The sequence below is a fragment of the Bulleidia sp. zg-1013 genome, assembly GCF_019798045.1.
Taxonomy (GTDB): domain Bacteria; phylum Bacillota_I; class Bacilli_A; order Erysipelotrichales; family Erysipelotrichaceae; genus Bulleidia.
This window is the reverse complement of record NZ_JAGXEX010000008.1, coordinates 19,178-45,389: the sequence shown is the minus strand read 5'-3', so window position 1 is coordinate 45,389 and position 26,212 is coordinate 19,178. Positions and strand designations below refer to the sequence as shown.

Annotated in this window: 29 protein-coding genes; 3 read left to right on the top strand and 26 right to left on the bottom strand. The window is 37.3% G+C overall.

Going from position 1 to position 26,212, the window contains the following annotated elements:
- Positions 1–32: 32 nt before the first annotated feature.
- From dusB to upp, 11 genes are all read right to left on the bottom strand, one after another.
- The gene (gene dusB, locus K7I92_RS06035) at positions 33–1,007 is read right to left on the bottom strand and encodes a tRNA dihydrouridine synthase DusB (protein ID WP_220282433.1); all 975 of its coding nucleotides are present in this window, start codon (positions 1,005–1,007) and stop codon (positions 33–35) included.
- On the bottom strand, positions 982–1,866 hold the full coding sequence (gene hslO / locus K7I92_RS06030; RefSeq protein ID WP_220282432.1) for an Hsp33 family molecular chaperone HslO: 885 nt from the start codon (positions 1,864–1,866) through the stop codon (positions 982–984). The genes dusB and hslO overlap by 26 nt, the downstream gene beginning before the upstream one ends.
- Positions 1,856–3,403: a glycoside hydrolase family 2 protein gene (locus tag K7I92_RS06025; protein ID WP_220282431.1), complete on the bottom strand. Its 1,548-nt coding sequence runs from the start codon at positions 3,401–3,403 to the stop codon at positions 1,856–1,858. The genes hslO and K7I92_RS06025 overlap by 11 nt, the downstream gene beginning before the upstream one ends.
- The gene (locus tag K7I92_RS06020; RefSeq protein WP_220282430.1) at positions 3,393–3,755 is read right to left on the bottom strand and encodes a hypothetical protein; all 363 of its coding nucleotides are present in this window, start codon (positions 3,753–3,755) and stop codon (positions 3,393–3,395) included. The genes K7I92_RS06025 and K7I92_RS06020 overlap by 11 nt, the downstream gene beginning before the upstream one ends.
- A 74-nt stretch (positions 3,756–3,829) precedes the next feature.
- Positions 3,830–4,831 (bottom strand): hypothetical protein, encoded by a 1,002-nt coding sequence (locus K7I92_RS06015; RefSeq protein WP_220282429.1) that lies wholly within the window; start codon positions 4,829–4,831, stop codon positions 3,830–3,832.
- A 125-nt stretch (positions 4,832–4,956) separates the two neighbouring features.
- On the bottom strand, positions 4,957–6,795 hold the full coding sequence (gene ftsH / locus K7I92_RS06010) for an ATP-dependent zinc metalloprotease FtsH (RefSeq protein ID WP_203245306.1): 1,839 nt from the start codon (positions 6,793–6,795) through the stop codon (positions 4,957–4,959).
- A 2-nt stretch (positions 6,796–6,797) separates the two neighbouring features.
- Positions 6,798–7,346, bottom strand: a complete 549-nt coding sequence (hpt, locus tag K7I92_RS06005; RefSeq protein WP_220282428.1) for a hypoxanthine phosphoribosyltransferase — start codon at positions 7,344–7,346, stop codon at positions 6,798–6,800.
- Positions 7,347–7,348: 2 nt separating this feature from the next.
- Positions 7,349–8,551 (bottom strand): tRNA lysidine(34) synthetase TilS, encoded by a 1,203-nt coding sequence (gene tilS / locus K7I92_RS06000; RefSeq protein ID WP_220282427.1) that lies wholly within the window; start codon positions 8,549–8,551, stop codon positions 7,349–7,351.
- A gap of 19 nt (positions 8,552–8,570) precedes the next feature.
- Complete coding sequence (locus tag K7I92_RS05995; protein ID WP_203245303.1) at positions 8,571–9,092, bottom strand: hypothetical protein; 522 nt, start codon at positions 9,090–9,092, stop codon at positions 8,571–8,573.
- A 47-nt stretch (positions 9,093–9,139) separates the two neighbouring features.
- Complete coding sequence (locus tag K7I92_RS05990; RefSeq protein ID WP_220282426.1) at positions 9,140–9,331, bottom strand: DUF1146 domain-containing protein; 192 nt, start codon at positions 9,329–9,331, stop codon at positions 9,140–9,142.
- Positions 9,332–9,952, bottom strand: a complete 621-nt coding sequence (gene upp / locus K7I92_RS05985) for a uracil phosphoribosyltransferase (protein WP_203245301.1) — start codon at positions 9,950–9,952, stop codon at positions 9,332–9,334.
- A gap of 101 nt (positions 9,953–10,053) precedes the next feature.
- Here upp and K7I92_RS05980 point away from each other — a divergent pair, with 101 nt between their 5' ends.
- Positions 10,054–10,941: a hypothetical protein gene (locus K7I92_RS05980; RefSeq protein WP_203245300.1), complete on the top strand. Its 888-nt coding sequence runs from the start codon at positions 10,054–10,056 to the stop codon at positions 10,939–10,941.
- On the opposite strand, the gene K7I92_RS05975 is transcribed toward K7I92_RS05980, so the two are convergent.
- Positions 10,933–11,517, bottom strand: a complete 585-nt coding sequence (locus tag K7I92_RS05975; protein ID WP_203245299.1) for an L-threonylcarbamoyladenylate synthase — start codon at positions 11,515–11,517, stop codon at positions 10,933–10,935. The genes K7I92_RS05980 and K7I92_RS05975 overlap by 9 nt on opposite strands.
- 52 nt (positions 11,518–11,569) lie before the next feature.
- Between K7I92_RS05975 and K7I92_RS05970 the strand changes: the two genes are divergently transcribed.
- A complete protein-coding gene (locus tag K7I92_RS05970) occupies positions 11,570–12,601 on the top strand; it encodes a low specificity L-threonine aldolase (protein WP_220282425.1) in 1,032 nt (343 codons plus the stop codon).
- Between the two features lie 7 nt (positions 12,602–12,608).
- On the opposite strand, the gene K7I92_RS05965 is transcribed toward K7I92_RS05970, so the two are convergent.
- The 13 genes from K7I92_RS05965 to ispF all read right to left on the bottom strand — a co-directional run bounded on the left by K7I92_RS05965 (position 12,609) and on the right by ispF (position 24,236).
- Positions 12,609–13,274, bottom strand: coding sequence for a UDP-N-acetylglucosamine pyrophosphorylase (locus K7I92_RS05965; protein ID WP_203245297.1), 666 nt, complete (start codon positions 13,272–13,274; stop codon positions 12,609–12,611).
- Positions 13,275–13,284: 10 nt separating this feature from the next.
- The gene (gene srtB, locus K7I92_RS05960; RefSeq protein ID WP_203245296.1) at positions 13,285–14,061 is read right to left on the bottom strand and encodes a class B sortase; all 777 of its coding nucleotides are present in this window, start codon (positions 14,059–14,061) and stop codon (positions 13,285–13,287) included.
- A 20-nt stretch (positions 14,062–14,081) separates the two neighbouring features.
- Complete coding sequence (locus K7I92_RS05955; RefSeq protein WP_220282424.1) at positions 14,082–16,373, bottom strand: LTA synthase family protein; 2,292 nt, start codon at positions 16,371–16,373, stop codon at positions 14,082–14,084.
- A gap of 138 nt (positions 16,374–16,511) precedes the next feature.
- Entirely contained in the window at positions 16,512–17,366 is an 855-nt protein-coding gene (prmC, locus tag K7I92_RS05950) for a peptide chain release factor N(5)-glutamine methyltransferase (RefSeq protein WP_220282423.1), read from the bottom strand.
- On the bottom strand, positions 17,363–18,439 hold the full coding sequence (gene prfA / locus K7I92_RS05945) for a peptide chain release factor 1 (protein ID WP_203245293.1): 1,077 nt from the start codon (positions 18,437–18,439) through the stop codon (positions 17,363–17,365). The genes prmC and prfA overlap by 4 nt, the downstream gene beginning before the upstream one ends.
- Positions 18,440–18,510: 71 nt before the next feature.
- The gene (gene rpmE / locus K7I92_RS05940; RefSeq protein WP_006626362.1) at positions 18,511–18,723 is read right to left on the bottom strand and encodes a 50S ribosomal protein L31; all 213 of its coding nucleotides are present in this window, start codon (positions 18,721–18,723) and stop codon (positions 18,511–18,513) included.
- Positions 18,724–18,818: 95 nt separating this feature from the next.
- Complete coding sequence (locus K7I92_RS05935; protein WP_220282422.1) at positions 18,819–20,081, bottom strand: UDP-N-acetylglucosamine 1-carboxyvinyltransferase; 1,263 nt, start codon at positions 20,079–20,081, stop codon at positions 18,819–18,821.
- On the bottom strand, positions 20,065–20,730 hold the full coding sequence (locus K7I92_RS05930; protein WP_203245291.1) for an HAD family phosphatase: 666 nt from the start codon (positions 20,728–20,730) through the stop codon (positions 20,065–20,067). The genes K7I92_RS05935 and K7I92_RS05930 overlap by 17 nt, the downstream gene beginning before the upstream one ends.
- A 92-nt stretch (positions 20,731–20,822) precedes the next feature.
- Positions 20,823–21,689, bottom strand: coding sequence for a class II fructose-1,6-bisphosphate aldolase (fba, locus tag K7I92_RS05925; protein ID WP_203245290.1), 867 nt, complete (start codon positions 21,687–21,689; stop codon positions 20,823–20,825).
- Positions 21,690–21,770: 81 nt separating this feature from the next.
- A complete protein-coding gene (gene rpoE, locus K7I92_RS05920; RefSeq protein ID WP_203245289.1) occupies positions 21,771–22,103 on the bottom strand; it encodes a DNA-directed RNA polymerase subunit delta in 333 nt (110 codons plus the stop codon).
- A 102-nt stretch (positions 22,104–22,205) separates the two neighbouring features.
- Complete coding sequence (locus K7I92_RS05915; protein WP_203245288.1) at positions 22,206–22,553, bottom strand: DUF1934 family protein; 348 nt, start codon at positions 22,551–22,553, stop codon at positions 22,206–22,208.
- The gene (locus K7I92_RS05910; RefSeq protein WP_220282421.1) at positions 22,537–23,760 is read right to left on the bottom strand and encodes an HD domain-containing protein; all 1,224 of its coding nucleotides are present in this window, start codon (positions 23,758–23,760) and stop codon (positions 22,537–22,539) included. The genes K7I92_RS05915 and K7I92_RS05910 overlap by 17 nt, the downstream gene beginning before the upstream one ends.
- Positions 23,760–24,236 (bottom strand): 2-C-methyl-D-erythritol 2,4-cyclodiphosphate synthase, encoded by a 477-nt coding sequence (gene ispF / locus K7I92_RS05905; RefSeq protein ID WP_220282420.1) that lies wholly within the window; start codon positions 24,234–24,236, stop codon positions 23,760–23,762. Before ispF ends, K7I92_RS05910 begins: the two co-directional genes overlap by 1 nt.
- A 49-nt stretch (positions 24,237–24,285) precedes the next feature.
- Between ispF and K7I92_RS05900 the strand changes: the two genes are divergently transcribed.
- Positions 24,286–25,473 (top strand): CCA tRNA nucleotidyltransferase, encoded by a 1,188-nt coding sequence (locus tag K7I92_RS05900; protein ID WP_220282419.1) that lies wholly within the window; start codon positions 24,286–24,288, stop codon positions 25,471–25,473.
- Between the two features lie 349 nt (positions 25,474–25,822).
- On the opposite strand, the gene K7I92_RS05895 is transcribed toward K7I92_RS05900, so the two are convergent.
- Entirely contained in the window at positions 25,823–26,146 is a 324-nt protein-coding gene (locus tag K7I92_RS05895) for a cyclic-di-AMP receptor (RefSeq protein ID WP_203245284.1), read from the bottom strand.
- Positions 26,147–26,212: the final 66 nt, after the last annotated feature.

Sequence of the window (26,212 nt, the reverse complement as noted above, 5' to 3'; positions counted from 1 at the left end):
ATTATTTCTATAAATGCCAAAAGATCCACTTACTATAGGCTCTCCTCATATTCTTTTAAGATAAGCCGCAAATCATTTAAAGAGTTAATGCTCGAAACAGCTTTCTTAATTTGCGAACAATTAGGCATTCCGGTTAAATACCAAGCCGCCATTCCCCTCATCATCTGCATCCCATTTCTTTCTCCCATTCTTGCGGATAAACGAACAGCGTATTCTTCTAATAAATGAAGTCTTTGCGAAAGACTTGGTTCAATGAATTTCTCCCCCTTTAAAGCCGCCACCATTTCTGACATAAAATAAGGGCGGCCAAGTAAGCCTCGACCAATCATAATCGCATCTACACCTGTTTCCTCAAACATTCTTTTCCCATCCGCAACAGTTCTAATATCCCCATTGCCGATGACCGGAATAGAAACCGCCTCTTTCACTTGCTTAATAATACCCAAATCAACTTTCCCACTGTACATCTGACTTCTCGTTCGACCATGAACCGCAATGGCTGAAACACCTACATCTTCTAAACCTTTCGCCACTTCCACCGCATTGATGTGCTGAAAGTCCCAACCCGACCTGATTTTAACCGTTACCGGTTTGTGAGAATGATCAACAACTGCTTTCGCTACCTTTTGTGCTAACCGTGGATCTTGTAATAAATACGAACCGGCATGTGATTTGATAATCTTTTGCACAGGACAACCCATATTGATGTCTATTATGTCACAATCACTATGTTCATTTAAATATTCTGCCGCTTCAGCCATGGTTTCCAAATCCGAACCAAATATCTGTAAAGAAACAGGATGTTCATCCTCGACAGTTTCACACATCCTAAATGTCTTCTCACTTTTATAATGCAAGGCTTTGTCAGAAATCATTTCCGATACCACCAAGCCTGCCCCTGATTGACGCATTAAAGAACGATACACGGGATTAGAAATACCTGCCAAAGGAGCCGCTATCACACGGCTTTCCATTTTAACATCAGCGATTTTCCAACTGTTTTGCATGGACTATTTCCTTTAATTCATCTTCACTAAATTGATATTTTGTATAACAAAATTGACAAGTAACTTCTGCTCCATGGTCTTCCTCAATCATTTCTTGCAAGTCCTTATCCGCTAAGGTGGTTAAAGCATGGAAATAATGTTCCTTAGAACAAGAACAGTTCCACACCACTTCTTTTTCATCTAAAATTTGTGCATCTGGTATATAGGCATAAATCATTTCTTCCGGGCTTAAACCTACATCCACCAATTCAGTGATGGGTTTCATCGTACGAGCAATTTCTTCCAAAGCACAAATCGTTTCTTCACTAGCTCCCGGCATAAGTTGAAAAATCATTCCTCCAGAAGCACGAATATCTCCTTCCGGATTAACCAATACACCTACGCCAACAATCGATGGTGTTTGTTCAGAAACCGCAAAATAATAAGCGAAATCATCACCAACTTCACCACTTTGAATATTCACCACACCTGAAAAAGGTTCTTTCAAACCCAAGTCTTTCGTTACTTTTAAAGTTCCTGATTGACCAATGGCCGCCCCAACATCCAAATGACCATCTTCACGAACCAAATAAATATTGGGATTACCCACAAAGCCACGCACATGCCCAGCCCCATCTCCTTGCGCTAAGACCGTTCCAATTGGTCCACCGCCATTAAAAAGTGCTGTCACTTTCGCCTTTGGATTCTTTAAATCGGAAGCTAAAATAGCTGTAAGCGTTAATGTTCGACCAAGAGCTGCCGCTGATGTGGCCATCAAATGGTGACTTTTACGTGCTTCTTCCACTAAATTCGTACTATGAAGAGAACGAATACGCACTTGCCCTGCAAACGCTTGGGCAATCACAATTTTATCTTTCATGTTTATACAACCTCCTAAAATAACGATTCCATTGTTCAAATATCCTTGGATTCACCTTTATTACCGATGCTTCTTTACTAAATAAACCATCATTTTTACGACCACAATCCTGAAAACGTTTATAGAAATAACCGGCGTAGCCTTTTTGGACACTTGCTTCAACTTGTGCTTCTAACAAATCTTCAATCGCTTGGTTCCAATCAATCTTATCACCATACTGTTTATGGGCATGACCCAAGTCATGGTGGCTTTCTTGCCAATAACCTAGGCCGCCAATAGTTTTAATGGAAATACGACTCGCATCCAAATGACCATTCAAACAAAAATCACCACTAAGCAGCCTTTGTCCCTCGGAAATATCCCACAAACAATTTACCTTTAAATTCTTCGGTTCAAAAGCACCATGACCATCCGGGAAAAGTATCCAGGCCGCTAAACTAGGATGGGTTTTGTATTGCTTGAAAAGAATAGAGGTTTCTTGCCTATACTCCTTCTTTTCACTTTCACTTCTTTCCTTCTTTCCCCATGCAAAAAGAGATGAAACTTCTTGAAAACTTTGCGGAACATCTTGAAACACAAGAATACCCATTTGATCGCATAGATAAAACCAACGGCTTCTTTCTAATGTACCGTATTTACGAATGGCTTGAAAACCAAGTGCTTTGATTTGCGAAAGACGTTCCTTCATTTCTTTCTCACTAGCACAAATTGGTCCACTCTTTTCTAACCAAGTTTCGTCCACAATACCATTAATCCACATGGCTTCCCCATTTAAACAAAACTTACCCTTTTTCTTTTCAATAGTTCTTAGGGCAAAATAACTCTTGACCAAGTCTTCCTCTGTCTGAACATAGATATCATACAAAAAAGGATCTTCCAAAGACCATAAATGTGGATGTTTCATTTCGACTTCATAGACTTTTTGATTGGTAATACCCGAATGAATGAGCTTCCCTTTTTCTGTAATGATAATCGCCGCCTGTTCAAAATCACCTTTCAAATGAACAAACACTCTTTTATCTTTGTACTCAACATAAACTTCATCTACACAATGTATCGGTCTATTTTCTAACCAAACCGAACCATAGATTCCTGAAAAAGGATGGTCTTTTTGGTATCCAAAAGCCGATAATTCATTATCTTCTACACGAACAACAAGGATATTTTGATATTTGATGACTGAAGAAACATCCACTTCAAAAGCATCATAGCTACCTCGATGATTGCCTAAATGAACACCATTCAAGTAAATTTCACAATCTTGATCGACCGCCTCAAAATGAAGAAAAGTCTGTTTTTCACAAGGCAAATACGCAAATTGAAGTTGATACCAAAGAACCTCGTTTTCCCTTGGCTTTTTAGGATATAAAGAAGCAGGGGTTCCCGGCACAAACGGAACAAGAATTGATTGAAAACCATCTTCAACCGGATCTTGTCCTTTTGAACAAATCTGTAAGTCCCATAGACCATTTAAAATCACATAATTATCTCTTTGCAAGGACATTCTTGGGTATTCTTGGAATGGTTTAATGTTCATAAGTATCTCTTTTCTTTTGTAAAAAGTTTGTGATAAAAATTAGAAGAATTTCCACAAAATGCCAAATCAACCAATATATAACTAAAGAATACTGAATGGAACGATAACTGATATAAACCACAAAGAAAAGACCAATCATCGTACTGACAACCACCATTGTGCTTTGTAGAAAATAAATTCTCTCTATCCACTTTTTGAGCCAATCACTTAATAGAACAAGTGAGCCACCAATAAGTACAAACAGAAACATATCTAATACAGAAGTACTTAAAAAACGAAATTTCCATAAATATAGTTCTAAGCTTGCTAGTAAAAAGCCTAAAAAAATACCAAATCCAATACTTTTTTTCATCCCTTATATTTTAGCGAATTATCTGACTTTTTAACAGAAAAAAAACTGGGAATTAACCTAGTCTTTATCAGCTGTTACTTAACCTCTTTAACATTTGCGAACGCTTTTACGATAGCCTTTTGGAATTCATCCACACCAATCGTAGCCCCAGATAGAAGGTCCTTATCCGTTGAAACAACGTGATTGTTCTTAACTTCCGTCTTCATACCTTCCACATCAGCTTTCGTCTTACCGACAAACCACTTATCCAAAGCTGCGTTTTGTTCATACCATTCTTTACCAATCTTAGAAGCCTTCTTCATGCCATAAGCATCCTTCTTTTCAAGCTTAGTTTGTTCGGACTTTACTTCACCATCAAAAGCACCCTTATTCGTTATTTTTACGGTGTTTTGAGCAACGTCTGTTAAAGCTAAAACAATCTTATTATCTTTATCCAAAGCCAAAGCTGCATAGGTTACATTAGAACGAGTACTTTTCGCATCTTTATTTTCCATCTTTGTTGAGCTTGCACTTGCGACTTGGGTAACCCCTTCCACCTCAACCGCCGCATTTACTGCTTTATCAAAGCTGGCTAAGAAATCATCCACACGAACAGTTACTCCTGTTTGTAAATCCGTTTCAGCTACTTTTGTGCCATGGTCATCTTTCTTTGCCTTCATATTCTTGAAGTCGGAAACCTTCTTTCCAATCGCCCATTTTTCAAGAGATTCAGCTTGTTCATACCACTCTTTACCAATCTTAGAAGCTTTCTTCATACCATAGCCATCTTTCTTTTCCTTCTTCGTTGGTGTTTCGGTATGATTGGATGTAAATTTACCTGTGCCATCAAAGGTTGATGTGTTTTGAGCAACATCAAAGTTTAAATACTTGATAACATCTCCTTCTAAAGCAACTGTGGCGATGGTTGTACTAAATTGAACAGAACCTTGATTATCCTTTAATTCCTTTGGTTTCAAATTAGAAACGGAACCAATACCAACCTTCAATTTCTTAACTTCCGGTTTTTTGTTGGCAGTACTTGAACAGCCAGCCAATAAGGCAACTGATATAACAGCCGTTAACACTTTCTTCATCATTTTTCCTCCTCAAATACTTTTTTTATTTTAAAATATGTGATTTTTTTGTCAATAAATAAGTGTTTCACTCTGAAGATACTTTCTTTTAAAAAGTAATCACCATTAAAAAGTACTCTTACGAGTACTTATTCAGTTTCTGCATCCATTGGTAATCCCTTAACAATGTTACGGATTTGTTCATTCGTTAATGTTTCATTTTCCATCAACGCATGTGCAACACTTTCTAATTCAGCCTTATGTTCGGTGATAATTTCCTTTGCTTTATTATGACAAGCGTTCACAATCTTACGAACCTCTTGATCAATTTCATAGGCCACTTCACCAGACACATTATTGGGTTGATTATAATCACGACCCAAGAACACATTCTCACTACCAGAATTATACTTAATCGGGCCAAGATCCGACATACCGTATAATGTGACCATATCTTGAGCAATATTAGTTGCTCTCTTGATATCATCTACCGCTCCGGTTGTAATATCATCAAAGAATAATTCTTCTGCGGTACGACCACCCATATAAGAAGTAATGGAAGCCATCAGGTCTTTCTTAGTATGCATCATCTTTTCTTCTTTTGGTGTCATTAAGTTATAACCACCGGCTTGCCCACGTGGGATAATCGTTACTTTTTGGACAATTTGAGCATCATCTAAGAATAAACCAATAATCGCATGACCGCTTTCATGATAAGCCACTAACTTTTTCGTTGCTTCATCATAAGTACGGGAAACTTTCGCCGGTCCCATCATCACACGGTCAATCGCTTCATCCACTTGATTCATATGAATCTCTTCTGTATTTTCACGAACCGCTAAAATAGCCGCTTCATTTAAGACATTTTCTAAGTCGGCTCCTGAAAAGCCGGGTGTTCTTTTCGCCAGAGCTTCTAAATTCACATTTTCCGCCAATTTCTTATTACGAGCATGCACTTCTAAAATAGCCTTACGTCCTTTCCAGTCTGGAAGAGAAACCGTAATTTGACGATCAAAACGGCCGGCTCTTAATAAAGCAGGATCTAAAACATCAGGACGATTTGTTGCCGCAATGATGACAACACCATTGTTTTCTTGCATACCATCCATTTCCACTAACAATTGGTTTAAGGTCTGTTCACGTTCATCATGACCGCCACCAAAACCGGCGCCACGTTGACGCCCTACCGCATCAATTTCATCAATGAAAATCATACATGGAGCTGTTTGCTTAGCTTTCTTAAACATATCACGAACACGCGAAGCACCAACCCCGACAAACATTTCCACAAAGTCCGAACCGGAGATGCTATAGAAAGGTACATTCGCTTCCCCTGCAACCGCCTTCGCTAATAAAGTTTTACCCGTTCCTGGATGACCACTCAACAGAATTCCTTTTGGAATCCGAGCTCCCATCTTTTCAAACTTCTTCGGATATTTCAAGTAGTCAATAATTTCCGACATCTCTTGTTTCTCTTCATCACAACCTGCCACATCCTCAAAACGAGTACGCACCTTGCTTTCCAAACGAGCTTTTGAATTAGAAAACTCAAATGCTTTCCCATTCGCACCACCATTGGCTTGTGCCATACGGGAAATCATCCAAAAGCCAAAGCCCATCATTAAAATAAATGGAATTAAGCTCACAATCACATCCACAAACTTATTGGAGGCTTCCGCATCCACAACCGTAATGTTCTTTGTTTTTAAAGTATCGATGCTCTTATTGATCAAATCACTACGGCTAGGTAATGTAATATCAAAAGTTGCTTTCTTACTTGAATTGCTATAAGTTCCTTTAATATTCGTCACATTTCGACCAACGGAAAAATTAGCACTTTCAATACTGCCTGCATCCACCAATTTAGAAAATTCATCGATGGTCATCTTATTCGTATTCCGATTTGGATTCATCAACAATAAATTGGCAAGCGCAATTAAAATAATCAATATCGGTAAATAACGCTGTACTAAATTTCTATTTTTCATTCTTACTCCTCAGTTTGGTAGCACTCATCTTTCAAGACACCAATGTATGGTAAACAACGATAATCTTGATTAAAGTCCATACCAAAACCAACCACAAACTCATTGCCAATCTCAAAACCAATATATTCTGGTTTCGTATCCACAACACGACGACAAGGCTTATCCAATAAAGTTACAACCCGAATCGAAGCCGCCCCTTTATTCATCAATGTTTCACAAACCGTTTTAACCGTACGACCTGTGTCCACAATATCTTCCACTAAGATAATATCCACACCTTTAATCGAAGAATCCAAGTCTTTTAAAATACGAATATCACCAATGGATTCCGTTCCCTCATACGATGAAACATCCATAAAATCATATTGAAGGTTTAAATCAATATTTTTAATCAATTCCGCTAAGAATGGTACTGAACCACGAAGTAAAGCCACGATTAATGGTTTTTTTCCTTCATAGTCTTTTGTAATAATTGCACCCAATTCAACGCAACGCCGTTGAATTTCTTCTTGATTAATCAATACCTTTTTAATTGTTTCTTTTTCCCACATAATTACTCCTTATCATTTAAGTATTGTATCACATTGATACTTGGGTTTATAGAGTAATGACGGACATCTGATCCCAATCCCGGAACCAAAATGATTTCTTGCTTGCAATTTAGAACAATTGGCCAAACCTTTCGCAAATACATTGGTATTTTTCGATCAATGAAAAACCGAGATATCCTCTTTTTACCAAAACGAAGTTGAATACTATCTCCTTGTTGATAATTACGGATAGTTAATGGATAATCATCTTCCCATACCGTTACTGCATTCACTCCCTTTTCACCTTTTTCTACTTTAAAGAAAGGGTAGTCTTTCATCTCAATATTGGTATAAGAATACCTTTTTTCTTTCCACAAAAAGAAAAAGCCGCCATCACTTGCTATATAGTCCTCTTCAAAAGGAATATAAAAATGATTTTTTCGCATCACTATTTGATCCATTTCTTCCAATTGAACTTTAGAATGATGTTTCTTCTGGTCCAACAGGCTTCTTAAAGTTGCCAAACGATCTTCTTTTTCTAATGCTTGATAAAAGCCTATATTCACTTTCCCTTGTTGAATATAAGTGGCTACACGACATCTTCTTTCCTGTAGAACCGAATTTCTTTTCTCTATTTCTTTCAATACCTCTTCACGCATAAAATCACTCATTGTTTCCAGTCGGCTATGACGAATTTGATTACGACGATATTCATTTTCTAAATTGGTGTGATCTATGAAATAACGATATTGATGTCGATTTAGATAAGCCATCATTTCTTCTTTACGAAGGTTTAATAAAGGACGAACCACTACGATGCCATGAATGATGGTTCTTTCTTTTAAGCCAAAATAAGCCGGTTCTAGTCCTTTTTCTTCTTGCATAAAAAAAGTTTCTAAAAGATCCTCTTGTTGATGAGCAACCAAGACACCATCTAAATTTTCTTCTTGAACAATTTTTGCAAAAAAGTCATATCGCCAATTTCTCGCTTCAGCTTCAAAGTTTCCTTTCGGCTGAAAGCTTCCATTTTGAACATGAAGTGGAATTTGGTGCTGTTTCGCAAAAGAACGAATAAAGGTCTCTTCTTCTTCCGCTTGTCTACGATGGTGATAATTCACATGAGCAATTTGAACATTCATCCCGCATTCCAAGCATTGATGCAATAAGTACATAGAATCCGGACCAGTCGAAACAGCCACCAACCATTTTCCCTCTAATTTCCTCATGTTCTTATTCTACAACATTTCAATGCCTTCTTTTAGAAAAGACAACTTTTTCTACTCTTTCCTCAATACTTTTGAACAAAGAAGAATCAGGTGAAATATAAGCTTTCACATCAATCACTCTTGCGGTATTGATAAAACGTAAATCATTTAGAAATAAAACCGACGGTTTCACTAAGCCCGGAACTAAACCAATACGCATCAAATGTTCCTTGCCACTTTGTTGATAATGAGCATCAAAGGCTTTCGCATAGGTGCTGGGATTGGAAGTCATCGGAATAATCAAAGCTTTCTTAGCAAATAAAGAAAAAACCAAACCAAAATGTTGGTAACCCATCTCATTTAGATAAGCTTGTCCATAATCCAAGTAACAAATATCTCCTACCTTTACCCGAACACCTAAGGATTGTCCACAACTATATTGCGACCTTGTAATCCAATTGGCTTCCGATACTAAGGCACTGTCCACTTGGTCAGGAACGACTAAATCATAGACCTTTCTTCGATCATCCATATAATTTGCCCACAATTCTTTCGCCGTCATAAAAAAACCTCCTATCGTTATATTCCCAATAGAAGGTAAATTCCCTTTTAATGAATAAAGAATAGGAGAAAAGAACCGACCAAATACGCTAATGCAATAACCAATAGACCATATAATACTTGGGCTTGATTGACTTTATTCTTACGAAGAATCCTTTCAAAATCAAGGGCTTGCAAAGCATAAAAGCTAAGCACCAAGGCAATTAAATAAATGCCCGACTGAAGATAAAATTTAAACAATTATTTTGTCCCAAAAATACGGTCGCCCGCATCCCCTAAGCCGGGTACGATATACCCATGTTCGTTTAATCTTTCATCCAAAGCCGCTAAATAAATATCCACATCCGGATGATTCTTTTGAATTAGTTGCACACCTTCAGGAGCTCCAACCAAACAAACAAGCTTAATATTTTTAGCCCCACGCTTCTTAATTTGATTAATAGAGTCATTCGCACTACCGCCCGTCGCCAACATCGGATCAACGACCATCACAATGGAATGTTCTAAATCATTTGGAAACTTCGCAAAATATTCCACCGGCTCTAATGTTTCTTCGTCACGATACATTCCAATAAAGCCAACCTTAGCTGTTGGAACTAGACGACGAATACCATCTAATAGACCAATACCGGCACGAAGAATTGGTACAATCACAACTTCTTTCGATAATTGATAACCAATGCATTTAGAAACAGGTGTTTCAATTTCAACTGGTTTTGTTGGTAAATCACGACAAACTTCATAAGCCATCAATTCCGCAATTTCATCCAGATTTTCACGGAAATCCTTAGTCGTTGTTGAAATTTGTCGCATTTGTGTCAGCTTATGCGTAATGAGTGGATGATGTAAGACTTCTAGCATGGGTTTACCTCCAATTTTCTTTCGCTATTTTATACGAAATCTAATTATAATTCAAGGCTGCCACGTTTTCCCTGAGCTGAAAAGCATGTTATATTGGGAACATGAAAATACTTTGGTTTATCCGCAATCAAGAAGATTACCTAACTCTAGCAAGAGCTCTTCAATTCAATCTTGATATTGATTTCGCTACTTGCTCTAGTTCTTCTCCTTCTTGGTCCAAGAAACACTACTCTTCTCCTAAAAATCATAATCTTCTTTTTTTTCATTCAGAAAATGCCTTGGAAGATATTTATACGAAAGGAGAATTATCGTATTCTTTCCTTAAAAAAGATTTCGCCCTTATGCAAGAAGCAATAGAGGATTTCCAACCGGATTGTTGCATTAGTTTAGGAAGATACGCAGCCTTTATAGCAACGAGCGTAAACCATATTCCCTTCTATTTTTTACAAGATGGCTATCTTGAAAAAGTCCGTAGTCCGCATAATCTATTCCGTGGTTTCAACCGCCTATTAAAAGAAAATCATCTTGAACAAATTCTCAGATATCGAGATTTAAGACGATTTGGTGTGTATTTTAGCTTTGATATTCCCGAACATCTTCTTGAAATACAAAGCAATAATACCTTTTCTACCAGTGATAAAATTCTTCTCGAACGGGGTACTAGTTATGAAAAGATGTTGACACCTGTATTAGATAACTATCGCTTTTTCGAACCGGACCAAATCTTATTCTACAAAGCTCCTTTGATTATTCATCAAGAAAATATGTATCTATACCAAGTTTGTAAGCAAGCCGGCATTCCCCAACTCATCCTACCTAAGAAACAGCGTATTCCCTATGATGTTGGTTTATGTTTAGAAAAAGAAGAATGTAATCCTGAACAATTAAAAGAAGCCGTTCGCTATGCCCTGACTAGCCGATACTTTCAAGAAAACACCCGAAAAGGAAAGACAATACCTTTGGATTGCCTTTCTTCACTTTTAAAATAGGGATTGGATTTGCGATAAAGTGATTGGTCCTTGACGCAAGAGTTTCCAAGCTCCCTGTTCAAAGACAACAATCGTACTGGCTTGACCATATTTAATTTTACCATTTAAAGCAGCCTTTACCTCTGGTACATCCTGTATGGTTAAAGCGACCGGCTCACCTGATAAGTTGGCACTAGTCATATACACCGGAACACCTAATTTATCAATTATCTCGGCTAAAATAGGGCTAGTTGCCAAACGAATCGCAATCGTATCTTGCCCATCATTCACAAAGGAAGGTACTCCTTCCTTTTTCTTTAAAATCATGGTCAAAGGACCAGGCATAAATTGTTCCATCACTCTTTTTTCTTCTTCTTTCATTTCACAGATTTGTAACACTTGTTGAAAATTGGAACACATAATTGGGAATGCTTTTGTTTCTGGTCTTTTCTTTAAATCTCTTAAATTTTCTTGAGCTTGAAAGTGATCGTAACGAGCACACAAACCAAAGACGGTATCCGTCGGTACCGCCACTGCTTCATCTTGTTTTAATAAGTCGACCAGCACATCGATTTCATAATTTTGACATATCAACATTGCTTTTTTCCTTTCCTACTTTATGATGAACTTGTATATGAGGAGCTTAAATATGATTCTTTTTGAAAATGATTATAGTAAGGGATGTATTCCCGAAATACTGGAAAAATTAAACACCAGTAATTTTGAACAGAATATCAGTTATGGTTTAGATAGGTATTGCGAAGAAGCGAAAAAGTTAATTCAAGAAAAACTAGAATGCGATAGTGAAATCCATTTCCTAGTGGGCGGCACTCAAACCAATGTAACGGTTCTATCGCACATCTTACGTCCTTATCAAAGTGTATTAACCGCCGATAGCGGTCATATCAACACCCATGAAACAGGAGCTATAGAAGCACTTGGTCATAAATGTTCTCTACTACCAAGCCAACAAGGTAAACTATCTGCTCGGCAAGTACAGGAAGCCTTAGAGATTTATGAAAAAGAGCCTAGTCCTGAACATTGTGTTCAACCTGCCGCTTTATACATTTCATTTCCTACGGAAACAGGACTATTATACTCCAAAAAAGAATTGATAGACTTACATTCCATTTGTCAAAAATATAAAATTCCTTTTTTTATTGATGGAGCTAGATTAGGCTATGGTCTATGTGCAAAGGAAAATGATGTTCAATTCAAAGACCTTGCTCATTTATGCGATATATTCTACATTGGTGGCACTAAAATTGGTGCTTTGTTTGGTGAAGCCGTTATTTTTAATCAAAAAGAATACGCAAAAGGATTTCGTCTTTCCACCAAACAGAAGGGTGGTTTATTAGCCAAGGGGTTCTTATTGGGAATTCAATTTCAAACTCTTTTTGAAAAGAATCGCTATTTCCAAATTTCTAAACAAGCCATAGAGCATGCGGAACGCTTAAAAAATGGTCTTCAAGAAAAAGTATATTCTTTCTTCTATCCATGTCAAAGCAATCAATTATTCCCTATCTTACCTAAAAAAGTTACGAATGAACTACGAAGAGACTTCGGTCTCATGACTTGGCAAGATTTAGGTGAGGAGGAAGTTATCCGTATGGTAACCGATTGGGCTACGAAAAAAGAAGACGTTGAAGCCTTCTTGAAGCAGTTACCTAGAAAGAATTAGGGGAATACTATTCTCCTTTTTTTATTTTCACAATCACATCGGTTTTCTTAACAATACTATTTTCCGGCACAAAACCACGCACACCCGTCGTTGGATACACTCTTGAATTAGAGCCAATCACTGTACCGGGATTCAAAACCGCATTACAACCAACTTCCACATGATCAGCTAAAATAGCACCAAACTTCTTTAATTCCGTTTCGATGGCTTCATCACCCACATGAATCACAACCAAGCTATGATCGGATTTTACATTGGAAGTAACTGCACCTGCTCCCATGTGACTGTAGTAACCAAGGATAGAATCGCCAACATAGTTGTAATGAGGCACTTGCACATGGTCAAACAAAATCACATTCTTTAATTCCACGGAATTGCCAACCACACAATCCTCTCCCACTAAAACGGAACCGCGAATGAAAGCACAATGACGCACTTCTGTCCGTGCACCAATGATACAAGGACTTCCTAAATAAGCAGAAGGAAATACTTTAGCTGTTTTATGCACCCAAACCTGTGGTTGAACCTCTTCATAATCCTCACCTAGAGAACCACCTAAATTTAAAATCAATTCTTTAATACCCGATAAGGCAAGCCATGGATATTCATACTTTTCTAAATAAGAGCCAGCTAAACTATGGTTCAAATCAAAACAATCTTTCGTTTTCAACATACCACTACCTCTATTTCTTAACCACTTTTGCAAGCAAAGCATAACGACCGTCATCAATGCTATAATCACAAGTCGAAAATAACATCAACTGATCCTTCGCACTTACCGTTTGTTCAGATTTAAAAGTACTCTTCTTTTGAAACATATTCACATAATCCATAAACTCTTGATTAGAGCTAAAATGGTAGCGCACATAATCATCCGATCCAGTTGTTTTGATGCCGGCAACCGGATAAACCTTATACTTACCCTCTGGTGTTTCTAATTCCATTTCCTTATGACTATCATAGTAAGACTGTTTCTGAAATTTATTGATATCCGCAAACATTGAGCCATCACGCATATTATGTCCATACACCGTCCAAACCCTTGACTTCAAACCACGCCCATTTTGAACATCCATGAATAATGTTCCTGAGTTTTGGTAACGACCATCCATCAAATGATGCAAATAGAACTCATTTCCTCTTCTTGCCGGATCAACAGAGTCGCCATAGACAATCGGATAATCAATCCTACTATCTTTCATTTTAATCCAAGCGGCTGTATCAGGATAAAGCTTCTTTAATTTCGCAAAATCCACCTTTTCTTCTTTTGTTTTTTGATCAATCACAACCACTTCTTTTCTAACTTCTTCATAAGCCTGTCGCGATTCACGATAATCTTTCAAAGCTTGCACAATACTCCAAGCTGAAAAGCCGGCCACCAATAAGCAACAAACCATCACTAAATCCAAAAAGACTTTCATTCCCTTGCTCAAAGGTTTTTTTGTTTTCGTTTTTTTCATGAATACCTCTCGTTTCTATTTTAATCCTGCACTTCTATATCTCCAATAAAATAGATTTGATTCTTCACATTTAAAAATCCCATCATTTCTAATTTCGATTCATCCATCCCTTGAATATCTATATTAGCCTTCCAAACACCATTCGCCAAGTCTAAATAAACCAATCTTCTCTCTTTTCCATCGCTAACAATCAAGAAATTCCCAAACACCTCACCAACAACGCCAGAATATTGAGACAATTCCACTTGCAATTGATGATTCTTAACTTGAATTATTTTTTTATCAAAGCTGGGATAACCAACAATCGTATTAAATGAACGATGCGTTACCTCTCCTGTTTCTTTATTCACTACAAAGAAGTTAATTCCCTGTGAAATTGAGTGTTTTTTCCCTTTATACACAAACCAAGATTTCTCATTAGCATCCAAAGAAGCCAAGCATTCTACTACATTCTGTTTGTAATGAATGCTCTCTTTCGAGCTTTCTTTTACACCACTTGAGGTGAAAAGCACATTGTGATTTAAGCGTAGTTCTTTTTCCGTTAAGCCTAAAGAAATTAAACTTTTCTTTCTTTCCGCATTGACTTGGTTCATATAATCACCCGAATTAAGCATGTACCAATCGTACTTCGTCCTATCGGCTCCTTTTAACGCTTGGATAAAAGAATGAAACTCCTGACTAAAGAAATGTGGTTCGCCACGAAGTACCTCTTTGTCTTTTATCTTTAAGATTAAAGGAGAAGTTTCATCCAATAGCGCATAGCTGTTCTCTGCCGTTTTCTCTAGCCTTTGACCTTTTTGAAAAATAGAAACACCGCTTGTATCCAACCATTGGTCTTTTTCCAATAAATATTTCCAATCTATTTTCAATTGTTTTCCTTGGACAGAGCTTTCGAAGCCTAAGTTATAAGAATGTTTATTCACATCTTTTTTAACCGCCGCTAATTTTTCCATAAAGCTAGATTTTTTCGCTAATTCTTCATTTAAGAAATCTTCTCCATATTCTTCCACTAAGGTCTTTTTCTGACCATATAAGTTTGTGCCCAAGGCCAAACGGTCACCCGGTATCTTCACACCCAAAGCTGCCAAAGTGGTTGGAAAACTATCCATCGTCGAATAATAACGACTGATTGAGCTATTCTCTCGTTTCGCTATTCCATTCACAATGGTGTAATACACGGTTCTTTTATGGTGCATATCTACCCCTTCCATGAAGTCTTTATCCATGGTTGGATGATCGCCTGAAAGTACAATCGTTGTATTTTCATACCAAGGTTGTTTCTGACACCACTTCACAAAATCACTCACTCGTTTATCCGAACCATAAATCACATTGCCATATTGATTCTGAGAAAACTTTGTTGGTGTTTCATGGTCTTTATAACCATCTTCAAAATGAGTATCGACAGTTAATAGATGTAAGTTAAAAGGTTTATCACTTGAAGAAAGATTAGTTAGTTTCATTTTTGCAAAGTCAAAGAGTTTATGGTCTTCAAAGCCCCAAAACACATGATAGTTGGATGGAATCCAGTTTTTTTGTTTGGCATAATTATAATCATTGATTTCATAATTACCATGGCTTTTGAAGAATAGCTGACGACCACCAAACTCGGCATCCGATCCTAACATGAAGACATTCTGATAGCCTTGTTTAGCAAGAATATCGCCTAAATTCATTATATTTGGAAAGAAGGTTTCTTGTGAAATCATACTATTGCCTTCCATATTAACTTTTAGAGGCAACCCGGAGGTTTGAGCAAATAAACCACCCATTGTCCATCCTGTTCCTGTCAAGGAAACAGCGCCGTTTAGTACTTTTTGATTAGCGGAAAAGCATTGATTAGACAACGCTAATTTCGTTAGCTCAGGAATGTAATTATTCTTCTTTTTTCCACCATATTCTTGACTGGAGAATCCTGTTTCTACAGATTCTAAACTAATATAAATTAAATTTCTTTTCTTCTTAGGGAATTGTAGAGCTACCGTTGAAGGATCTACGTATTCTTTTTGAATAAAAGTAGAATCAGTCCATTGATTTCTAATATAATTCGTAACATCTAGTTTTGTCCAAAAACGAACACCACTTAAAACTAGCGATATAATGGATAAAAACACCAATCCTTTTCGCAGCATTTTTCTTTTTTCCTCTGTTAATAAGTAATAAAGAATAGCCACCAGTATCCCTACAACACTAGTTGGTACAATCACCCAGATAATAAATTTTCGGATTTGATCAGAACCGGTGCCTTTTAAAGGAGTCAGTATTTCAAACAAAAACTCATGAATTTGCAGCTTAGGCCAAGTATGGAACAACCAAACGATCGTAAATGTTAAAAGCGTGGAAAACAGGAAAAATACGCTGATTAAAATAAGTATCCATTTTTTTGGTTTATTTATCATCTTGGATATATTATAGACGAAATAAAAGAGAGTACAAACTTTCTACTCTCCTTAAAGATTATGATATACAAACAACATACGATCTTTTCCATTGATATCTTTGAGAAATTCAAAGCGATCTTCCGGTAAAATTTCTTTGATTAGTTTCGTCATCGCTTCTCTTTGGTTCCAACCCATTTCAAAAGCCATGAAAGCTTTTTCTTTTAAAATACGATGAGCGTTCATAAAGACTTCTCGATAATACTTCAATCCATCTTCCCCCCCAAATAAAGCCACATGAGGTTCATAGTCTACCACAGAAGATTCCATTTCTTCCGCTTGAGGAATATACGGCGGATTGCATACTAAAACATCCAACTGAATTCCTTTTTCCAATAAAGGATCCAACATATTCCCAACCAAGAATTCGATTGTTGCTTCATTAAGCTGTGCATTTTTCTTTGCTATATCTACCGCCTCAGAAGAAATATCACTCGCTCTCATCACGCATTTTTCTTCTTCCCTGCAAAGTGTAATCGCGATAGCCCCTGATCCGGTTCCAACATCCGCAATATCTATTTTCTCTGCATTTGAAAAGAAAGTATCCATACGATTTAAAATATTGGCACACAATTCTTCCGTTTCATAACGAGGAATTAAAACATCCCTATTCACCAGTATTTTATAGCCATAAAACCAAGAGTAGCCTAGCACATGTGCCATTGGTTCACCCTTGAGAATTCTTTCCATACCGGCACAGAACTCTTTTTCTAAATCTTGTGGGCTTTCTTCTTCAAAATGCAGGTATAAATCATAGCGTTCTCTTTGGCTCAATTCCACCAAATAAGCCATAACAGTTTCTTCAGAAATAGCCTTTTCCAACGCTTTCTTTTCATAATCAAGAACCAATTCCCTTAAAAAACTCATCCTTGGCTTTCCTCTAGTTTTCTCTTTTCCTCTTCCGCTTGTAATCCTTCGATGATACCATCCAGCTTACCTTCCATAATGCGATCTAATTGCGTAATGGTTAAACCAATGCGATGATCCGTCACACGATTTTGTGGGTAGTTATAGGTACGAATTTTTTCCGACCGATCACCGGTACCAATCTTAGCCCGACGAACTGCTCCGGCCGCTTCATCTCTTTGGCGCTTAATTTCTTCATAAACACGGGCACGAATTAATCGCATGGCGGTTTCTCTATTTTCAATTTGTGAACGTCCATCTTGGCAGTTAACCGTAATCCCTGTTGGCAAGTGGACAATACGAACGGCTGAATCGGTTTTATTAATGTGCTGACCACCCGCCCCAGAAGCACGATGAGTTTCAATAGTTAAATCACTTGGGTCAATGACAATATCCGCTTCTTCCGCTTCCGGTTGGCAAAGTACCGTTGCTGTGGAGGTATGCACACGTCCTTGCGATTCGGTCTTAGGCACACGTTGAACTCGATGCACACCGGATTCCCACTTTAAATCACGGTACACTTCATTTCCTTTAATGGAGAAAATAACTTGTGAAAAGCCACCCGCTTCACTAGCCGAGGCTTCCATGACTTGAATCTTCCAACCTTTCGCTTCCGCATAACGTATATACATGCGATACAAATCCCCCGCAAAAATATTACCCTCATCACCACCAGCACCACCACGGATTTCCATAATGACATCATGATCATCATCAGGATCTTTTGGAATCAATAAATGTTGAATGTGTTCTAAAAGTTCTTCTTGCGCTGGTACACATTCTTCCAATTCCATTTTCGCCATTTCTTTTAATTCGGGATCACTTTCCTTTAACATTTCATTGGCTTGTTCAATTTGATTATCTAATTTTTTCAATTTATGCCAAGCTTCAAGCGATTGGGTTAAGGAAGCTTGTTCCTTGGATAATTTGGTTAATAAAGCGGGATTGCTAAATACCTTTTCATCCATCAAATCATTCGTGATGGTTTGGTATCGTTTTTCAATTTCAATTAGTTTCTCTCTTACTGCATCCATGGCTACGTATACTCCTTACTAAAATATTGTACTCTAATTAGATAGCTAAAAAAAAGAGTGATTTCTCACTCTTATTCGCCTTCCTTAATGCCGTATTTACGATTAAACTTCTCAATACGTCCTTGAGCTTGAGCGAATCGTTGTCTACCTGTATAGAATGGGTGACAGTTTGAACATGTGTCAGCTTTTAATTCCTTAGCTGTAGAACCTGTTTCAAATTCTGTACCGCAACTTGAACAAACAACTTTAACTTTATGGTATTCCGGATGAATTCCTTGTTTCATAAATATGTTCTCCCTTCTGCCTTAAGCCTCATTTGTGCTTAAAGTAAGTGCTTATTGCCATAATATATTAACATATTTCTTTTCAATCGCAAGTCTTATTCCACTTCTTCACGCCAAATTTCCGCCCCCAAGGCAATCAATTTTTGGTCGATTTCGGAATAACCACGTTCAATATGATAAATATCATGGATTTCTGTCACCCCATTCGCAATCAAACCTGCCACCAACATGGCTGCTCCACAACGAAGATCCGTAGCGACGACTTTTGCGCCAAACAAAGGTGTTGGACCATGAATCATCGCTTCTCCAGTTCCAACTTCAATATTCGCCCCCATATTATTAAGTTCTTCACAATGCTTAAAACGTTCTTTATAAATTGTTTCTTCCACTCGAGAATCACCATCCGCTTGGGTTAAAAGGGCGGTTAAAGGTTGTTGTAAATCAGTTGGAAAACCGGGATAAATACGGGTGGTAATATCGGTTGTTTTTAAAGAATGGCTTTCACCAACGATAATTTTATCGATTTCAATTTTTAAAGGAACACCCATATCTCTTAGTTTGGAAGTAAGGGCTTCTAAGTGTGTTGGAATGACATTACTAATCGTAACATCCTTTCCACAAGCCGCCGCCATAATCAAGAAAGTACCGGCTTCAATACGGTCAGGGATAATTTCATGAATACAACCATACATCGTACCAACACCATCAATGGTGATAACATCTGTACCGGCCCCACGAACTTTAGCACCCATATTATTTAACAAAGTGGCTACATCAATGATTTCCGGCTCTTTCGCAGCATTTTCAATAGTTGTTCTGCCCTTTGCGTAAACCGCTGCCATCATGATATTAATCGTGGCACCAACAGAAGCAAAATCTAAGAAAATATCCGTTCCCACTAACTCATCAGCATCAATCACATAACAACCTCTTTCATAGGTAACTTTAGCGCCTAATGCCTCAAAACCTTTCAAATGTAAGTCAATTGGTCTAGGTCCTAAATCACAACCACCAGGCATTTTCATCTTGACATGACCATACTTACCTAGCAAAGCACCCATGAAATAATAGGAGGCTCTTAATTTCGTAACGGCTTCATCCACCAAATCCATATCTTGCATATGACCTGGATCGATGATGAGATGATCTTTAGCAACCTGATGTACCTCAACATGCAATAGTTGTAAAATTTTCGTTAAATTTTGTACGTCTGCAATTTGTGGAACACCAACAATTGTAACTGGACCAGAAGCTAAAATGGCGGCTGGGATTAAAGCGACAGTCGCATTCTTCGCTCCTGATATAGAAACTTCTCCACTTAATGTTCTCCCACCTCGAATTTTAATGACTCTCTCCATGATTAACCCCCTCTATCCACTTCACTAATTCACTGATATTCTTCACACAAAAATCCGCTTGGCTTTGGTCTTGCCCATAACGCAAATCTTCTCTTGCAATCGTTATCATGCCTGCATTCTTACCCGCTTGGATACCAATTTGACTATCTTCATAGACAATCGCTTCTTCCACTTTCACATTTAACTGCTTTAAAGCATCTAAATAAATGTCCGGAGCCGGTTTAAAATGGGCTAAATGTTCACCGGATTCAATGTAATTGAAATAAGACTGAATACCCATTTCTTTAATCATATACATCACCGTTTCATAAGGCGATGAAGAACAAACCGCCATTTGAATACCCTCATTCTTTAAAGTTTCTAACGCTTTTGGCACATCTTGAAACATAATATCCCTTGCTTTAAGCGGATTGGTTTGGGTGAAATAAATATAATTTTCTTTGGCAATATCTTCTTTTGGTTTCTTTCCATCTAAAAGTTGGTAAAGAATATCACAGGTTCCCTCCATAGAAGTCCCAATAATCGCATATATTTTTTCAATTGGACCATTGTATCCCCAAGATTTCATTTGGGCAATGGTTCCTTGCATATAAAAATCCTCTGAATCAAAGAGAATTCCATCCATATCAAATAAAACTGCTTTTATCATAGCTACTATTTTAAAGCAGATTAAAAAGAATGAAAAGCATACAAAAAAGTCAGAGAGGAACTAACTTCCTTCCTGACAAATTCGTTTTTTACTTAAGCCTTGTCAGCTGAACCGAAGTTCTTAATCATTGCAATGACCTTAGCGGTGATTGCGTCTGTACCCGGCTTCAATAATTTACGAGGGTCAAAGCCTTTACCTTGTTGATCCTTACCAGCTTCAATGTAAGCACGAGTAGCCTTCGCAAATTCAATTTGTAGGTCCGTATTAACATTAATCTTAGAAACACCCATATCAATTGCCTTGTGAATTTGATTAGAAGGAATACCGGAACCACCATGTAATACTAATGGTGTGTGGTTAACAGCTTCATCAATCTTAGCTAATAAATCAAAGTTTAAACCTGCCCAATCAGCCGGATAAACCCCATGAATGTTACCGATACCGGCCGCTAAGAAGTCAACACCTAAACCAGCAATTTCCGCACACTCAGCCGGATCGGCTTGCTCACCATTGGATGTGACACCATCTTCCGTACCACCGATACCGCCAACTTCACATTCTACAGAAACTCCCTTTGCATGCGCTAAAGCGATGATTTCTTTAGACTTTTCTTCATTTTCTTTGAATTCATAGTGTGAACCATCAAACATAACCGATGTGAAACCAGCTTCAATAGCAGCCTTAGCCCCTTCATAAGTACCGTGGTCTAAATGTAACGCTACCGGAACTGTGATACCCATTTGGTCGTGAATGTTCTTAACCATATCAGCAGCTTGCTTGAAACCACACATGTATTTACCGGCCCCTTCTGATACTTGTAAAATCACTGGTGAGTTTGTTTCTTGGGCACCTGCTAAGATAGCTTTTGTCCACTCCATGTTGTTGATGTTGAACGCACCAATCGCATAATGACCCTGACGAGCCTTGTCAATCATTTCTTTAGCCGAAACTAAAACCATAAGACGTAACGTCCTCCTTTATTAACACTAGTATTTTATCCCATTTTTTCCTTTTTTAAAAGTAAAAAGAAAATGCCTCCACTAATTGTCGAAGGCATCATCTCCTTTTGGTAAATCCAAACCAATTACATCCAATTCATCGTCTTCATCATCAAACACAATGTCTTGCGTGTCCACATGAGTTTCATCAAAGCGATGACGATTTCTTAAATCCCAGCGATTGTTCTCAAAAGAAGCGAAGCGTGTATCCAACAATAACTCTGAATAAAATTGACTTTTCTTTCTTCTCTTTTTATCTTCAGGAATATCGAATTTCTTGTTCACCTCATCCCAAAGCTTTAAAAATTCAACCTGTTTTTTGTGTCGACTTAAAAAATCATAAGCCACATCTGTCATAGTTTTATTGACACTCATATAAATTCTCCTTTAATAAATCATTACGCAGTGAATTTCCTAATGAATATAAGGTAAGAATTCAAGATTGTCAATCATTCCACAACTATTTTTAAACGAAACTTACACCAAGGGTTCAACTTTCCAATGAAAATGATGAATTTCATTTTCATTCATTTCATAACTAAGATAAATCTCTCCATTTTTTTTCTCGTATCTAAGCAAACGAACCGGTATTTTCATCACACCATATTCCGAATTAACTTCACAAGAACTATCACCGGAACGACGTAAGATTAAATGCGTTTCCACTTCTGCTTTACGAATAATTTCTATTGTATCATCCTTAAAATTAACTTCTTGTTTGGTTTTTTTATCCAGTTCAAAATAACGTAATTTTCCTTCTGAATAAAATCCAATGCCATCGCTGATCAGGTTTTCTTTTGTGCATAATTTAATCGTCGCTTTCAAGTCTCACCTCTTTAGGAAAGAAAATCTTATTATCATCGTTATCTTTGCCACGTGTTAAGCTACCTACAATCACCGAGGCGGATTCTAATTCTTTGGTGACACCATTTTTCAAGCGTACCCAAATCGCTCCTTGTTCATTCTTAACGTACGGCTGATATGGTTTTTGGTTGACCAAATCCTTGGTTAAATAATATTTTTCATCCAATCCTTTTCTTTGTAGTATATGAGCAATTTTCTTTTGATTTTCAGTACTGTAATCCACATAATCAAACAAGTCACGATCTCGTAATCGACCACATAAATCCGCAATAATTGAATCAGGATGGCTCACCCATTGACCAAAAGCATAACTAAAAGCATATTCATCCAAGCGAAAGTATTCTTCTAGTTCTAATTTTTTCCCTTGTAAAATGGGCTCTATGATTTCTATTCTTTCCCCTTGTAATGGAATATCCTTCAAACGACGAAACAAGGAATGAAGAATACTTTCAAAAGCACGTGCAACGGGATGGTAATACACCTGCCAATACATGTGGTAACGAGCCATAATATAGTTTTCCACCGCATATACGCCCGATTCCTTCACCACCAATTGACGATCATCATGCACCCGAATCACACGCAATATTCTTTCCAAATCAAATTCACCATATTTCGTTCCCGTAAAATATGCATCTCTTAATAAATAATCCATTCGATCCGCATCCAATTGAGAAGAAATTAATTGGCTTAATAAAGGATTTTGACTTTCGTGACGAATGACATCCGCTACTTCTTTAGCTAAACCCTTCGAAGCACGATTTAAGATTTCCGTGATTTCTGTATTTTCTTCAATGATGCGACAAGTAAAGACTTCATGATTTTCATTGGTAATAGCTTCTAAGGCATGGGAATAGGGACCATGGCCAATATCATGCAATAAGCCTGCCAACATCGCAATCATCTTTTCCCTTTGATTCAGAGATTTTTCTAAATCCGGAATTTCTGTCACCATACGACGTACTAATTCATACACCCCTAACGAATGAGAAAAGCGTGTATGCTCAGCCGTATGATAGACAACCGAAGCACCACCCAATTGACGAATACGACGCAAACGTTGAAACCAACGATTATTGATAACATCCCAAACCACTTGATATTCAACATGAATATAACCATGAATAGGATCTCTTAATACTTTTACTTCATTTGTTTTATGAAACATTATTTATCTTCCTCCAATAAAACAACCGCTTGTGCCATAGCCCCTTCTTGGCGACCAATAAAACCAAGTCTTTCACCTCTTGTTGCCTTGACATTCACTTTATTTTCATCACATTCACAAAGTAATGCAATATTTTCTTTCATCTTAGCAATATAAGGATTCATCTTTGGTCGTTCAATCAATATTAAGCTATCAATATTGCCAATGTGATAACGCTGTTGTTTCATCTTCCGGATAACATCTTTTAATAAAACAGAAGATGCTATTCCTTTATACGCTGAATCTTGATCAGAAAACCAAGTTCCCAAATCCCCTAGACCTAAGGCTCCTAATATTGCTTCCGCGATAGCGTGTAATAGCGCATCCGCATCACTGTGTCCTTGTAAGCCTTGTTCATAGTCAATTTTTACAGCACCTAAGATTAAATCACGTCCCTTCACAAAGGGATGTATATCCGTGGATTGTCCTATTCTCATAAAAGCTCCTTTTTCTTTATTATACTAGCTTTTTCTCTATAATAAGAGTATGGAACTAGACTTACCTAAGTATGTACAAGAATTAATGCAAGAATTGGAAAGCCATGGCTATGAAGCTTATTTGGTTGGTGGTGCTATCCGCAATCATCTTTTGGCTTATCCTATCAAGGATTATGATTTAACCACCAATGCAACACCAGAAGAAATGGTTCGTATTTTCAAACAGTATCCAACCATCCCAACCGGTATTCAACATGGCACTTTAACAGTTTTAAGCAAAGGTCATTCAATTGAAATTACTACCTATCGGGTGGATGGGGAATATCGTGATCACCGTCATCCTAAACAAGTACAATTTTCTTCTTCCTTACAAGAAGATTGTGCTCGTCGTGATTTTACAATCAATGCACTTTGTTACAGTAAGAAAAATGGATTAGTGGATTTTTTCCATGGGCAAAAGGATTTAAAAGAAGGGTGTGTTCGTTGTATTGGTAATGCTCAAGATCGTTTCAAAGAAGATGCTTTGCGTATTTTAAGAGCACTGCGTTTTGCGGCAAGATTGAACTTTACGATTGAAGAAGAAACAGCGAAAGCTATGTTTGCAAAGAAAAACTTATTAGCTTTTATTTCCAAGGAAAGAATTCATGCAGAACTAACACAATTATTCACTTATACAAGGAGCGGTCAATTTCTTAAACAATACTTTACTATTTTCGTGGCTGCTATTCCTGCTTTAGCGAACATTCAAAAAGAAGTGGTTTTTAAAGCTATTCAAAAAGAACCTTTGTCGCAAATCAGTCGTTTAGCCATCTTGTTTTCTACAGTACCAAACTACCATTCTGTTTTAAAAGACTTTACTTTCAGTAATCAAGAAATACATCAAATCGAAAACATTCTTCAATACCAATCTCTTCCCTTACAAGAAGATTATGATGGTTATCGTATTCTTTCTTATTTTGAGAATATAGAAGATTACCTTTTATATAGAACTGCTTTAGATGCTTCCTTGGATGGCGCACAACTTTCATCATGGTTTCAAAAGCTCAAAGAAAAACCCATTCCAACCTCTTTATCCCAGTTACAATTTACCGGTCACGATGCTCAAGCATTAGGATACAAGGGCATTGAAATTAAACATTTATTACAAGAATTATTAAACCTTTGTATGCAAGAAAAATTAAAGAATGCCCATCCTATCTTATGGGAATATGCCCAAAAAAAGTTCAAGTCAAAATAAACATCCTCTAATCAAACTAGAGGATGTTTATTGATAACTCAAAAAAATCTTTATGTTTGTAAAAATACAACAACATCCATGTTTCTACCTATTTTTTCCTATATCCTATTGATTGGGTGCAGTGTCGCAATCACAGGTATAGATAACTCCAATCTCTTTACCTTGCAAATGGTTGTTTTTAAGCTAGGTTCCTATTCCTTCATGCAAATCATTTTGATGATGAACCGTTTCATACATAATAACTATTCTTTTCCTTTCTACAAATCCCTATCTATCCTAACCATCCATTAACAAATAAAAAGATAACTTATCTAAGAATTCTCTTCTCTTCAAAATTACCTTCTTAGGCTTATAACTTCTTAAATTGATCCACGTCTAAGACAAAGACAGTTGCTCCACCCACTTGAACTTCAACCGGGAAGGAAGCGTAATGACTTAAATCATACGATGCAGTGGATGGCACAATCTCTGTTCTCTTCTTGGCTTCCGTACCAATAATTTCAATACATTTTTCCACCAAGTCATCTTCTGTCCCCACAATGAAGGTCGTATTCCCCGCTCTTAAAAATCCTCCTGTGGTCGCTAATTTCGTCATATAGAAATTATTTTCCATCAAGGCGGCCGACACCGCTGTCGCATCGTCGTTAGAGACAATCGCTAATACAAGTTTCATAGGATTCTCCTCCTTTTATCATTTTTATCATACCATAAGCACGTTCTATTCTTCACAAATTTTTAA